The organism is Modestobacter sp. I12A-02662 (assembly GCF_041028325.1).
Classification (GTDB): Bacteria; Actinomycetota; Actinomycetes; order Mycobacteriales; family Geodermatophilaceae; genus Modestobacter.
The window spans coordinates 168,437-181,592 of record NZ_JABGDE010000006.1 but is presented as its reverse complement, the minus strand read 5'-3'; the positions used below and the strand labels follow the sequence as shown (position 1 = coordinate 181,592).

General features: G+C 70.1%; 10 protein-coding genes and 1 pseudogene. 3 read left to right on the top strand and 8 right to left on the bottom strand.

Annotated elements, in window-relative coordinates; all coding sequences use genetic code 11:
• Positions 1-422: 422 nt before the first annotated feature.
• From HL189_RS10370 to HL189_RS10360, 3 genes are all read left to right on the top strand, one after another.
• Positions 423-884: a hypothetical protein gene (locus tag HL189_RS10370; protein ID WP_369133610.1), complete on the top strand. Its 462-nt coding sequence runs from the start codon at positions 423-425 to the stop codon at positions 882-884.
• A 3-nt stretch (positions 885-887) separates the two neighbouring features.
• Positions 888-1,259, top strand: coding sequence for a hypothetical protein (locus tag HL189_RS10365; protein WP_369133609.1), 372 nt, complete (start codon positions 888-890; stop codon positions 1,257-1,259).
• Positions 1,260-1,510: 251 nt separating this feature from the next.
• Complete coding sequence (locus HL189_RS10360; protein WP_369133608.1) at positions 1,511-2,698, top strand: hypothetical protein; 1,188 nt, start codon at positions 1,511-1,513, stop codon at positions 2,696-2,698.
• A gap of 1,123 nt (positions 2,699-3,821) precedes the next feature.
• Here the strand turns inward: HL189_RS10360 and HL189_RS10355 are convergent.
• The 8 genes and pseudogenes from HL189_RS10355 to HL189_RS10320 form a co-directional block, all read right to left on the bottom strand.
• Complete coding sequence (locus HL189_RS10355; protein ID WP_369133607.1) at positions 3,822-4,010, bottom strand: hypothetical protein; 189 nt, start codon at positions 4,008-4,010, stop codon at positions 3,822-3,824.
• Between the two features lie 209 nt (positions 4,011-4,219).
• Entirely contained in the window at positions 4,220-5,353 is a 1,134-nt protein-coding gene (gene xerC, locus HL189_RS10350; protein WP_369133606.1) for a tyrosine recombinase XerC, read from the bottom strand.
• A gap of 339 nt (positions 5,354-5,692) precedes the next feature.
• Positions 5,693-5,890, bottom strand: coding sequence for an excisionase family DNA-binding protein (locus tag HL189_RS10345; RefSeq protein WP_369133605.1), 198 nt, complete (start codon positions 5,888-5,890; stop codon positions 5,693-5,695).
• Positions 5,891-6,429: 539 nt separating this feature from the next.
• Positions 6,430-7,182: a DUF429 domain-containing protein gene (locus HL189_RS10340; protein ID WP_369133604.1), complete on the bottom strand. Its 753-nt coding sequence runs from the start codon at positions 7,180-7,182 to the stop codon at positions 6,430-6,432.
• 110 nt (positions 7,183-7,292) lie between these two features.
• Complete coding sequence (locus HL189_RS10335; protein ID WP_369133793.1) at positions 7,293-7,937, bottom strand: toprim domain-containing protein; 645 nt, start codon at positions 7,935-7,937, stop codon at positions 7,293-7,295.
• A 154-nt stretch (positions 7,938-8,091) separates the two neighbouring features.
• Positions 8,092-9,414 (bottom strand): annotated as a pseudogene (locus tag HL189_RS10330) (TrwC relaxase); the annotation flags it as partial.
• Between the two features lie 296 nt (positions 9,415-9,710).
• A complete protein-coding gene (gene mobF, locus HL189_RS10325; RefSeq protein WP_369133792.1) occupies positions 9,711-12,542 on the bottom strand; it encodes a MobF family relaxase in 2,832 nt (943 codons plus the stop codon).
• Complete coding sequence (locus HL189_RS10320) at positions 12,503-12,802, bottom strand: relaxase domain-containing protein (protein ID WP_369133791.1); 300 nt, start codon at positions 12,800-12,802, stop codon at positions 12,503-12,505. Before HL189_RS10320 ends, mobF begins: the two co-directional genes overlap by 40 nt.
• Positions 12,803-13,156: the final 354 nt, after the last annotated feature.

Genomic DNA, 13,156 nt, shown 5'->3' with positions numbered 1-13,156 from the left:
GCTGCAGCGGACCTGCGGCGTGTCCTGCGCCGGGTTTGATGGACGCCCTTATTCGCCGACGGGGGACTCGTGGCGGCAAGGCGGACCCCATAGTAGACCGTGTCGGGAGATACCGTTGAACGATGTCCGGCGACAGCGGAATAGCGCGGGTGACGGGAATCGAACCCGCACAGTCAGCTTGGAAGGCTAGGTTACCCATCAGCTGTATCGGCTGCTCAGAGCGGTGTTGGTCCCTCACCGTGCCTTCTACGTGCCTCTGTATGGCGCGCAGTCAGCGGCCCGTCATCAGCATGCCCGACAGGCCCCGGCTGGTTGGGGTTGACGCAAACCCGGATAGTCGAGACTCGATGCAGTCGCTAGTTCGGCAGTGCCGTTCGGAGCGGCGCTGAGCGCGCAGGCCAAGCGCTCGTTACGGTTCCGCCGTGGCGGACGCGGGGCAGGTGCCCTACTGGGTTGCCATTCTCACCGGCCTGGGTGGAGCAGGGGTCACCGCTATGGGCGCCACGATCGCTGCGAGAGTGACAAGTAAGGGCAGCGAGCGAAACGCTCAGGCGGCCTTGCAGGCTGCGCGCGAAGCGGCTGTCCGTGACGCGATGAAGGAGGACGCGGCCCGTGCCGAGCGGTTCATCCACGAGGCCCTGCGCCTAGCGACTGACCCGAAAGCCACCCCGGGGCAGCGCGAGGCTGCGAGGGTGATCCTGAAGAACCTCTCACAGCAAGTGGGGTTGCCGTCGGACATGGCAGTCATGGCTGGCTCGCTCGTCTACCTGACTGCTGGCAACCAGCTCGAATCCGCAGGGGTGGCCTTCGCCATGGGTGAGGAGGTCGTCTTTTACGTAGACGTTGCCGAAGATCAGGACGACCATGGTGCCGAGGAGGTCTGAGCGATGACGCGCTACATCAAGGTCACACCTGAGCAGGTGGAGGCTGCGCGCATCCACGTCCAGGCCTACCGATCTGCCGGCATCGACCCGGACCCACTCGTCCGGAGGATGGCCCAGGCTGAGGCCCGGTCACAGACGTGGGTCGATCAGCACGACCGCCAGCGGATCGCTGAGCGGACCAACGCTCGCCGGCTAGAAGCCGACAAAGCGGCTGTGAACGCAGCCCGGTCGGCCGCGTTCCCCCACCCTCCTCAGGCAGCCGTTGCGCCCGCAAAGCCAGGGACTGCACGTGACGACGAGGCAACCACCCGCCGACTGCGTGAGGAGCGCCTCGCTCGTGAGCGGGCGGACCGCAACCGGGGGCGCGAGCTGTAGGTAGGGCGGCTACACGCGCCGGTTCGATGTTGAGTCCCCTCCACCCCGTGGGACGTGGCGGGACCTGACGGAAGTGGCTAGCCGATCCGGCACACGCCGTGGTGGCCCTGCTCGTTCGAGACGCCTCGCGGAAGGCGCCTTGGGTTGTCCGAACATGTCGGCCCCGGCGGCGGAGTCAGGCCGCCGACGCATGAGACAGTCCAGTCGTGACAGCAGCGGGACCCCCAACGGGGCGTCGAACGCGAAGCCTGGTGCCTCTGTCGATCTTCATCCTGGTCGCGCTAGTCGGCGTCTTCGTGGGCATGTGGAAGTTGCCGGCGCTCTTCGTCGACGAAGCCAGCTTGGTGAAGTTCAACGGCGACCGCGACGGAGAAGCCATCCAGACGGCGTACAACGCAGCTCGTGTTCCCATCGGCGTCGTCCTGGCGTCCCTGCTAGCTGCTGCCGCAGCCGGGGCCGGCGTCATAACGACGCGGCGCTCCATAGCGGTCACCCAGGCAGGGGTCGAGCTGAACCGTATGACCCTAGAGAGCGCGGAAGCACGCCACCAGCTGGATCGCGAAGACGCTCGAGCGAAGGACGAACGAGACCGGCTGCAATGGCGGCAAGAGCAACTGCCCCAGCGTTTCCAGGACGCCTCGGCGCAGCTTGGGAGTACACGGGCCGCAGTCCGCCTGGCCGGGGTCTATGCCCTGGCGCGTCTAGCTGATGACTGGGAGGAACAGCGCCAAGTCTGCATTGATGTGCTTTGTTCCTACTTGCGGATCGTGGGCCAAGACGACGACGGTGGCGAAGATCAGGTGCGCGCGGCAATCCAGGTTGTCCTCAAGCGGGGCTTGGAGCCGAACGAGTCCGGGCTGAGCGGTTGGCCGGACATGCGGTTGGATCTGTCCAAGACAGAGTTGCGCGACTTCGAACTAACCGGCTTCTCGGTGCATTGGATTTCGCTTGTTGGTGCCGCAGTGATAGGGAGATGCGCTCTGGCCGGCGAGTCGCGCGTCCCAGCCGATCTGGACGGGATGCACGTGAAGGGAACCCTTCAGCTGTCGGGACTCGGGCTCTTGGGGGCTAACATGCGGAACATCACGTACGAGGAAAGCGACGGCCGGTACTCGATATGGGAGTTCGAGCCACGGCCCCGGACGGGCACAGGAGTAAGCCTTGAGAAATACAGGCTTCACGATATGAGGGGCTTCAGGCTCCTGTCTGGCAATTTGCAACTCGACGCTGGGGGCTATCGTGACTTTCCGCGGCGCGGGAGGATAGAGCTGTATGACGCCTTCATCGCCCCCGGCACGACACTCTCTGTATCGGGCCGGTTGCCCCGTGACGACGAGAGGTCGGTGGATGAAGTAATTGCCTCGGTCTGCACGGCGAACGCCGACATTCAGGGCAAATTGAAACTCGATCGAGGCTTGGCGCACGTACCTTCCCACTGAGCGGCGTTCGTCAGGTGACGCTCATCTTCGTGGACTACGCGGGCAGGTCCAAGTGGGCACCGAAGTGGGCTCCTCAAGATCCCGGTCGGAACGAGTGACGGTGTGTCGGGCTCGGCACGCCGTACGACCCCTTGTTGCGCTGTCTGGGAGACCGCTAGGTTCCGCGAGCCCCAAAGCGCCGGCCAACACATGGGGGATGACATGAGCGTTCGGTGCTCGTCGACAGGCGCAGTACGGTGTTGTCGACGTCGGCCGTCGCGAGTGCTGAGTCGCCGGACACGCCCGGGGAGGACGGCGTCCATGGGTGCCGAGGCCATCTCTGGAGCGGCTAGGACGCTGAAGCCTAGGACCACAGCGAGATGGCTAGCGGCACTGCACCGATCGTCGACGAGCACGCGGAGTTCTTCGCCTCCTTGTGCCGATAAGGAGCGGGGATCTCGAAGGCAACTTAGCTTGCTGCGCTAGGCCGTCTCGCCGACGGCCAGCTGCAAGATTGGAGGTAGGGCTTGCCTTGGCAGCGAGCTGAAAAGATTAGCGCTGGGGCTCTGGCTGTAGCCATGGCTGCCCTAGGACTACAGGCAGCACCCCTACTCCGGGAATGGCTGGCGACGGAGACCGACTGCGATAATGCATCGGGCTTGACCCGCGTGCGCGATGTGCGAGTGGAGGCGTCCAGTACCCTAGAACCTCAAGCTGGCTTCCAGTACGGGGCTGGCAACATCACCGACGGTGACACGACCACGGCTTGGATACCCGCCCGCGGTCAAGGAGCAGTCGGCTCACAGGTGACCCTGGTACTTCCGGAGTCGTCCGATGTGCAACTTCTATGCCTCGTCAATGGATATGTTAAGGACGAAGACACGTACGTCAAAAACGGTCGCGTCAGAGACGTGACAGTGTCCACAGACGTTGGATCCGCGACAGGCTCTCTACGTAATCTGGCTCCCGACGAATATAACACCTTCCAAGAGGTTGCCCTTGAGGAAGGGCCCACGAGCACCATCACTATTACCATCAACGGCTACTATTCAGGCCTCGCATCCGCAGGCGAGGACGCTCGCGATACCGCGATATCTGAGATCAGCGTCTATGTAGAGGGCGATTAACGAGTGGTGAGGTCAGCTCACCCGGCAAGCTGCGCGTCGATCGCCAGCATGTGAGTGCGGACGAGCTCCGGCGCTGCAGCCCGCTGTGCCGGCGTGAGCTTGAGGCCGTCGAGGATGCCGCGCACCGCCTGGGCGAGCATGAGCGCTTGGGCTTCGATCACCCGGACTTGCCGCTCAGCCACACCGGCGTCGGGCGCAAGCTCCACAGCCTGCTCTTGCAACTCCGGGGAGTAGCTGCTCGGTCGGACCCATCAGGACCCCTTCCTCGGACGAGACGCCCAGGCTCAGGTTGTCCACCGAAGCGGGTCAAACTCCAAAGCTCCAACACGCCCTAGGGGTAATCACCCGCTGGCGCGTCAGAAGTGGGGCGCATCGGCGATTCAGCAACGTCGTACGGCCGACGGCGTCGGGCAGCTCAGGCACGCGTCGTGTCCTCCGGCGGCTTCAGCGCCGCGCTCATGGCGGCGGCGAGAGCGGCGTCTCGTTCCTGCTCTGCACGTTGATAGCGCAGCGCCGCGGTGGGGGAGGCGTGCCCGAGTCGGTGCATTAGTTCCTTCGTGGTGGCTCCTTGCCGGGCCGCGATCGTGGCGCCCCAGCCGCGCAGGTCATGCATGTGAGAGCCGGCCGGGAGTCCAGCTGCTGCTGCCGCAGGAGCCCAGATGCTCGACGAGAAGTTGTTGCGCCGGATCGGTCCGCCCTTCGGGCCCACGAAGACCAGCCCGTCCGCTCCCGGCTGGGCGTACCTCGCGAGATGGTGTTCCAGGTCGCCGATGATGTGCGGCGGGATTGCGACAGTTCGTCGGCCAGCGGCCGACTTCGGTGGTCCGTAGGAGCGTCCCTGGCCGGTGACGTCAACGACGGCGCTCCTCACGCTCACCGTGCCTGCCTCCAGGTCGAGGTGTCCCCGGCGCAGGGCGGATAGCTCACCGATGCGGAGGCCTGTCCAGGCGGCCAGGAGGATCAACGCTCGCCAGCGGTCGTCCACGGCATCGGCCAGCGCCTGGACCTGCGCGACCGTGAACATCGGTCGCTCGCTGGACCGTTCCTGCCCTGCCCCACGGATGGAGCACGGGTTTCGAGCGATGAGGTTGTCGTCCACGGCCGTGGTGCAGATGGCACGCAGCAGCCGGTAGCACTTGGCCGCGGTGACCTGGCCCGGCCCGCTTGGGCCGTTGAGCCTGCCGTACCAGGCCCGGATGTCAGACGCCTCGAGCTGGCGCAGTGGCGTCGATCCCAGGGCCGGCAGGATGTGATTCTTGAGCTGCGCCCGGTAGAGCTCCGCCGTGCGGGGGGCCAGCGGTCGACCACGGACGAGGCGGGTCTCCACCCAGCGCTCGGCATAAGCCGCCAGCGTCTCCTTGCCCGCCTTGGGGTCGATCCAGCGACCCGAGTCCATCTCGGTCTGCGTCTTGGCGAGCCATCGATCGCCGTCAGCCTTGGTCGCGAATGTGTGCGGTGCCGAGACCTGCCTGCCCGAGCCGTCCAGGTAGCGGGCTTGGTAGCGCCCCGAGGGCAGCCTGCGGACCGTGCCCCACGCCCTGCGCCCCATGACGCGACCTCCTCACGCCGTTCTTAGTGCGAGTGAGATTCGCGCTGCTTCCGGCGGGGGCGACCACTCGCGGTGCAGATCGGCCATGGCCTTCCCCAGCCTTCGGCGACGGTCTTGACGTCCGCTGCAAGGCGTGCCTCCCGAGTGATGAGAAGATGCGAGCGTCAGCCCGACTGCACACAGGACCCGCTGCGACCGAGTGAAGGGACCCTTCGTCCACCTCGGCATTGAGGCCGGCCGTATGAGACTTGACCCCCGTCGCTGCCGTGGTCGGCGCGGACGGGCGGGCCGTCACAGGGATGCGTGGTGATGGACGCTCCCCTTGCGCCGCAGGGTGAGCTACCCGTCGCTCCCGACACGTCCGGCCGCGATGTATTCGTCGAGGGTCGAGCGCTGGAGCCTGACGTACTTGCCGAGCTTGACGTAGGTGATCCGCCGTTGAGCGATGAGCCGCCGGATGAAGCGTTCTCCTGTTCCCAGGTAGTCCGCGGCTTGGGCGACGGTCAGCAGCTGATCGTGTTGTTCATGCAACGCCACGCGTCCCGAGGTCGTCCCAGGCATCAGGAACCGACCTGCGGACTGAGAAGGGAGCGTGCGCGGCTGGTGCGGTCGGCGTCACCGATCGGGATGCACCGTGGCCGGTGTGGACGGAGACGCGGCCGCGGATGGGCTGCAGGTGTCATGGCCGAGAGTCTTCGGCGGACTGTTCCAGTTGTCCTGCAGTCCCCGGGCCTTGGCGCGGACGTGGCCCATGGGGCGGCCGGCTCACCGTAGGCAACGTGACCATGTCACGGGGTCCCTACCGCGGACACTGCAGGCGGGACCTGAAACGACGCCTACGGGGCTCACAAGGAGGCGGCACAGAATCTGGGGCGGTTCAGACCCGGCCCCCGTCGGTACGAGCAGGAATCCAGTGGAAGAGCCGGGCAGACCGGCGGATACCACCACGCCCAGCCACCATCACTCGCCCGACGACCGGATCAACCGCCCTCACCGGCTCATCGGTGGATCGAGGCTTAGTGAGCCACCCGAAGCCGCTTCTCTGTTCCCACAAGAGTTCGGCCGAGGGACGCCGGCTACTCAGCGAGCTTGGCTAGCGTGTCCCGGCTGCTCGGTAGATGAATCCAGCCCTCCGTGGTGGCGCGGCTGGACAGGTGATCCGGCGGTCCGGCGGTCAGCCCGAGGTGGACGGCGCGGGCGACAAGTGCACAAAGGACAGCGTCGAGGGCGTCGTCCGCCCGGCGACACACTGCGTCGTGGCCGGCCCAGTCAAGGTCGGGCAGTGCTCTCTGCAGTTCATCGACGAGCAGACCCAAGGCCGCCTGGTTGCTGGTGCCCTTGTAGGAACGGCTGGCGAGGCCCCAGACCCTGAGTGCAGCGGCCGGGTAGACCTCAACGAGTAGCCCGAGGCCACTGCGATCGACCGGCCTCCCGGTGTCTGCGAGAGCCGCGAGAAGCCCGGCGGCTCGCATGGCGACCGCGGCGATCTTGTCCGCCGAGACCGCGAGGGGCACGACGCCTGCGGTCTGCGCTACGTGCAGGTCTGTGGCTCGGCGGGACAGCGCACGGCGCCATGCGAGTCCCGACTGACCGGTTGGCGCTGGGGCGCGGCCAGCCCGGTGAGCTATGAGGAAGTCGACGAACGGTTCGGGCCACCCGAGCGGACTGTCAATGGCCGCTCGGTCTGCGCCTTCGAGTGCTGCCAGGACCGCTGCATCGTCTGCGCCGACTCTTACCTCGCTTAGCAGGCCGCCCCCGCTATGCCAGTCGATGGTCGCGACGCCGGTGCCCCGGGCCTCCGCGGACAAGTCCACGCCGATGGTCCGCATGGGGTCACCGTAGCGAGCGGCATTGGCAACAGCTTGGAAGCTGGACTGAACGTCGGCGTCTAGATGTCTCATAGTGGGCCGCTAAGGGACAGCCCAATGCGCTTCCGGGGCTACCTGTCTGGCCGTTCCGCGGGAGAGACCCCTACAGGCGGGGTGCCTTGCGGCGGCTGTCCCGTGAGCGTCCGGTGACGATCCTCGTATGGGGGCGTCGGGCGGGACGCCCGTGGGGGACCTGTCGTGGTCCTGGAGGGCGCCGAGGCGATCGAGTCGGCGTCGAGCACGGCCCGGTGGACGATGCCGGGCGGCACGCCGAGGGCCTCGGTGACCCGGTGGATGTGGGCCAGCCACCGGCTGGGTGGCAGAGCGATGATGACGGCGGCCACGTCCTGCAAGGCTGCGGAAAGGTTCGCGGTGCTTCGGTCGTGCAGGGCCTGGGTGAGGCGCGCGTTGAGCAGGGTGTCGGCGAAGCTGCTCGAAGTGTCGATGGCCGTCTGTAGCGCGGTGGCGCGGTCGCGGTGGAAGAGGTCGGCGGGATCCAGCCCGTCGGAGACGGCGAGTCGGCGCGGGTCGTCGCCGCGGGCGGTGAGCTGCCAGTAGATGCGCTCGGCGGCTTGCTGCCCCGCGAGGTCGTTGTCGGTGGCCACGAGAATGCCGGGACCGTCGAGGCGGATGTAGGGGTGGAGCAGGTCTGCTTGCCGGTCGGTGAGGGTGGTGCCGAGGATGGCGACGCCGACGGTCTGCCCGGCACCGGCCAGGCTGAGGGCGATGGCGTCCAGCGGTCCCTCGACGAGGGCTGGGGTAGCGCCGGCGGCCAGCGCGGACCGGGTCTCGTGGAGCCCGAACAGGTGCTCGCCCCTTGCGGTACAGGTCGGTGCCCGGGGTGTTGAGGTACTTGGGCCCGGCGCGTCTGTCGTCGGGCGCGGTGGGGTTGCGGCGGGCGATGAAGCCGACGATCGCGCCGTCGTGGTCGTGGATGGGGAAGGCGAGCCGGTCGCGGAACCGGTCGATCAGCGCGCCGGTGCGGGCGCGCTGGGCGAGGCCGGCGGCGAGCAACTCGTCCTCGGTGGCGCCGAGGCCGTGTAGGTGGTCGACGAGTGCGGTCCAGCCGGCGGAGGCGTAGCCGGGGGTGAACCACCGGTCGCCGGTGAGGTCGGTGCCCAGCCGGTCACGCAGGTAGCCCGGTGCCCAGGAGCCGGGGTAGGAGTCGGCGAAGAAGGTGGCGGCCTGGGTGTTGAGCTCGATGAGCCGGTCGCGGCCGGCGACGGCGGTGGCCCAGAAGTGCTGCTCGAGCAGGTAGTCGGCGTCGTCGGCGGCAGTGACCGCGCCGGTGACGGTGAACGGGTCCAGTGTGCGATACCGAGGCGGCCACGCCGGGGGAGGGGTGTCGGAGTCGGGGACGAACGGCGCCTCCTCGTCGTCGGGCAACACGTCCGCCAACGGGGCGGTGGCGGTCGTGAGGGCGTGCACGGGCGTCAACAGGTGTGCGTCGTCGGGTGGCTGCAGATCGGCCGGCAGGGGTTCGGGCTGGTGCACGGGGGCGGGGTCGGTAAGGGCGGCGATCCGGAAGACCAGCGCCTCGATTAGCCCGGTCGCGTCGCCGGTCACCGCGGGTGGCAGGCCAGCGAGTGCGGCGGTGAGCAGGTCAGCGGGACGCCAGCCGGTGCGGGTCCCGGTGGTGACCGCGGCGACCAGCGCCGGCCATGCGGGGTCGGCCGGCACACGTCGGGCCTGCTCCTCGGTGAGCAGGGCCAGCAGGGTGGCGCACCAGCCCGGCCGCGGTCCTGCTGCGCCCGGCCCCGCGGGATCGGTGGCCGGGGCGACGTGGGGCGCCAGCCGCCACCACAGTGCCGCGGCGGGCAGGTCGTCGGGCAGGGGGCGTCGTGTGGCGACGGCGGCGAGCAGTCCGGCGGCGTCGAGACCGGCGCGGTCGGCGGCCGTCAGCCGGTCGGCGAAGACCGGCCAGTGCTCGTCACGGCGGATGCGGGGGTCGATCCCGTCGGCCAGCGCCGCCCACACCGAGCTGTCCCAGGCGGGGCCGGCGGCGGTCACGGCCTCGTCCAGCCGTGCCTGAGGTCGGCGTTCCGGAGTCGGCCGTCGGGGTGGTCCGGTAGGGCGCCGGTCACGGTCGGGGACGGCGAGCGCGGCGCGCCAGACGGCGAGGTCGGCCCGCAGGGCCTCGTGGTCAGGGCCCAGCAGGGGCTTGGCCCAGGTGGGTGCGGTGGCCGCGGTCATGTCGGCGGCGGCGTCGGCGACCCGTGTGGCGCACGCGGTCAGGTGCTCGGCGCGGGCGGTCAGGTAGGGCCCCCACCGTGGATCGTCGACCAGGGCCGCCGGTATGCCGGGCAGCCACGGCAGCGGGCCGGCCGGACCGGACACGGGCAGCCGGTGGTCGAGGACGGCGGCGGGGTCGGTCGCCGTGTCGAGTTCCCGCGCCTGGACCGCGGTCCTCAGCACGGTGAGGGGGTCCGCGCCGGTGAGCGCGAGCAGGGCCAGGTGTCCACGCAGGGTCGGCCAGGCCGGCGCGCTGGTCAGCCCGGCGTGCAGGCGCTCGGCGGCGTTCTCCAGTTCTTCTGCAGTCGCCGCTGGGAGGCGGTGGTCGGCGGCGACGCGGAGCGCGTCGGCGTACCGGATGGCGGCGGCGCGCAGCTGCTCGGCGGGGTCGGCCAGCGCCCGGCGGGCGCCGGCCGCGGAGGTCTGGGCGCCGTCGCGGGCCAGCATCCCGACCAGCAGGTCGGTGGCGGTGGGCGGTGACACGGCGGCGGGGGTGACGATGCTGTGCGGGTCTCCGTCGCCGACGGTGGCCAGGTACAGGTGGTTGGCGGCGCGGCCGCGGGAGAGCGCCACGTAGAGCAGCTGCCGGGACTCGGTGCCGCCGAGCACGGTGTGGCAGACGTCGGCGGTGACGCCCTGGGCGCCGTGCACCGTGGTCGCGTAGCCCAGCTGCACGTGCTCGGCGGCGTAGCCCGCAGGCAGGGTGATCCGCCGTCCGGTGCGCGTGTGGACGACGTCGAGGCTCCGTCGCCGCGGACGGCCCGGACGGTGAAGCGGTCACCGTTCTTCACCCACTCGGTGGCGGTGATCGGCAGCTGCCGGTTGTTGGCGCGGGTGATGATCGGGTCCCCGGCGCCGGCCCGGGTGTCGTCGGCCAGCTCGGCTTCCGCGCCCGATGAGGCGGCGGCGTGGGTGAGCCGGTCGGCTCGGGCTCGCTGGTTCAGCTGCGCGACCAGCTCCCGGGTGCCGGCCAGCAGCAGCGCGTCCACGCCTCGGTCGCGGTCGGCGGCCCAGGCGGCGTAGGCCTGCTCGGCGCAGGTGGCCAGGTCCCCGACGTGCACGCGGTCGGAGTCGAGATAGAAGCCCAGCCCCAAGGTGTCGCCATCCCGGATGGCGACGGTGGCCGCGGCCTCGGCCGGGTCGGTGAAGCGCACCAGCTGGGTGAGGGTGACCGCGCCATGGGTGGCGGCGATCTCGGCCAGCACGCCGCCGGCGGCGACCGAGGTCAGCTGCTGGTGATCGCCGACCAGCCGCACCGATCCGCCGCGGCCCAGGACGAACTCGACCGCGCGGGCCAGCTCGCGGGTGCCGGCCATGCCGGCCTCGTCGACGACCACCAGCGTGGTCGGCCCGATGCCGGCCACCAAGTCGGGGAGATGCCCGGCGTCGAGGCACCAGGTGAGCTTGGTCAGCGTGTCGCAGGGAGCCCCCAGGCAGGCGCGCAGCCCGGCGGTCGCCACGGCGGACGGAGCCAGGCCGAGCACCGTCCCGCCGCCGGCGGTCCAGGCGCGGGCCAGGGTGGCCAGCGCGGTCGTCTTACCCGCGCCGGCCGGGGCGAGGGCTAGCTGCACCCGAGCGCCGCTCCCGGCCAGCTCGCGCACGAGTTGCGCCTGGCCGGGATTGAGCTCGGCGCCGTTTGCGGTCGACTCCAGCAGCGCCAGCTCCACCATGGCCGGATCGGTACGGCACCCATCAGTGCACCCCGCGGCCGCCAGCAGCAGCGCCTCGGCGTCCATCACCGCCCGGCTGCTGTACAGCTGCGCGCCGGCGACGGTGTAGACGCTGGCCCCGTCCGAGCGGCGCAGCTCCGGCGGCTCGACCACCGGATCCGGTTCGCCCAGCGGAACGGACAGGCTAGGGGAGAGCACCTCCTCGGTGACCCGGGTGACCGCGACGTCCACCTCGGCGGGGGCCAGGGCGGCGGCGCGCACCACCCGCTCGGCCTCGGCGCGCACATGCCAGATCTGCCAGGTGGCCCGCGCACCCGAGACGATGTCCAGCGCTTGGATGGCGGCCGACCGGACCCAGGCCTCGGTGACCCGCGGGCGCGGGGACCCTCGAGCGCCCAGCACGCGGCCGAGCATCCGGTCGACGCGGTCCGCCCCGCCGAGGACGGCGCGGGCTTCCCGCCGCCAGGTCGCGCGCTGCTCGGCGAGGGAGCGCGGTTGGTGCTTGGGTCCGCGGGTCTCCAGGGTCGCCCGCTGCGCCAGTGCGATCGCCTCCACCGCCGTGGGCGGCCGGCCGTGGTCGCGCTGGAAGTCGCCGGTCAGTACCGCACGGCGGGCGTCGATGTCCCGACGCCGCGACGACCACGCGCTCAGCAGACCTTCGTCCATGCCGGCGATCTCCCGCACCGTCCGCCGGCCCCGCTTCGGGCCGGAGCGGTCCGTGAACCCGACGCCCAGGCGCGTGACCAGGTGCGCCTCCAGTCGGTTGTCGTAGCGCTCGGAGGCGGCGACGGCGGCCTTGTGCAGCACCCGCCCGTCCAGCGCCCGCCAGTGCCCGTCGCGGGTCTGCACCTTGTTGCTCACCGCCACGTGGCTGTGTAGATCGGGGTCACCGGCGCGGGAGTCGCGGTGGGTGAACACCGCGGCGATCAGCCCGGTGGTCTCCACCTGCCGCACCCCGTCGGTGCCCAGCCGGGTGAAGCACGCGTTGTCCTCCAGCCAGGCCAGGGCGTCGGCGACCGCGGCGGCATGGGCGGCCTCGATTTGCTCGGCCACCGCCCGCGGCGCCAGCGCCCACAACGCTGACACGGACTTGGCCGGGGAGAAGGCCAGGTCGTAGCCGGCCACCGCCGTCGTCGCCGGCCGCGAAACTCGGGCGAGGAACCCCGACAACTCGCGGGTATCGCGCGCGGCGCGGCCGTAGGCCTCGGCGAACATGGCCCGGGCGAGGTCGCTGCGGATCCGCGCCCGGTCGCCGTCCCGAATCGGGGCGGTGGCCGGCCGTCCGCGAGCCGTGTTGAACGCGGCAAACTCCTGGGCGCACCGCGCCCGAAAGCCGTCGGGGCGGGGTGCGAAGGCGAAGAAGGGCCGCCCGAGGGTGCCTACCGCGCGCGCCTGCTGCGGCGTCCGTCCCTGAGCCAGGGCCTCCTTCTCCAGCGCTCGGCGTCGGGATGCCGTCCCTCCCCGAAGAGCGACTTCATCTGCTCTTCGGCGATGGGGTGACCGGCGAGTACCCCGCTGAGCCCGCCTATGCCGTTGCCGGTCCACCTGCCCGGGGACTCGCCGCGCTGGGAGTAGTAGTCACCGAGGCCGGCGTGACCTCGCTCCGTCGCGTCGAACGCTGCCACCTGCCGCGTCAGGTACGTGTAGCCGTCCCCGGCGGTCAGCTTGTGCAGCGTCATCACGGCCGCGGACCGTAGGAAGGCCGCCTCCACTTCGGCTGCCGCATTTCTCCAGTGGCTGGTGGCTCGAGGAGGTCGGCCTGGCCCCTGGACGATCGCGTAGCCGGGGGGCTGACACAGATCCCCGCGCGCGACGACCAAGGCATCGCTCACGAACCCTCAGGCCTCGCCCGGGCGTCGACGCGCGTCACCTGCCAGCAGACGCCAGGGACCGGCTGCCCGAAATGCAAGACGTGTGTGGCACTTGATCTTGCGCCTTCTCCAGTGCCCAGAGGTCGTGACGAGCCAGGGTGCTGTGGCCGGGACTGGGCGCTAGATGGACCGAGCAAGAACGTCGGTGATGGCGGCCGCGTC

What these genes read in the sequence shown, in the direction of transcription:
- HL189_RS10340 (WP_369133604.1), bottom strand. Translation starts at nt 7,182, where the DNA reads ATGCGGACCATCGGCGTGGACTTGTCCGCGGAGGCCCGGGGCACCGGC.
- HL189_RS10320 (WP_369133791.1), bottom strand. Translation starts at nt 12,802, where the DNA reads ATGACGCTGCACAAGCTGACCGCCGGGGACGGCTACACGTACCTGACG.
- HL189_RS10365 (WP_369133609.1), top strand. Translation starts at nt 888, where the DNA reads ATGACGCGCTACATCAAGGTCACACCTGAGCAGGTGGAGGCTGCGCGC.
- xerC (WP_369133606.1), bottom strand. Translation starts at nt 5,353, where the DNA reads ATGGGGCGCAGGGCGTGGGGCACGGTCCGCAGGCTGCCCTCGGGGCGC.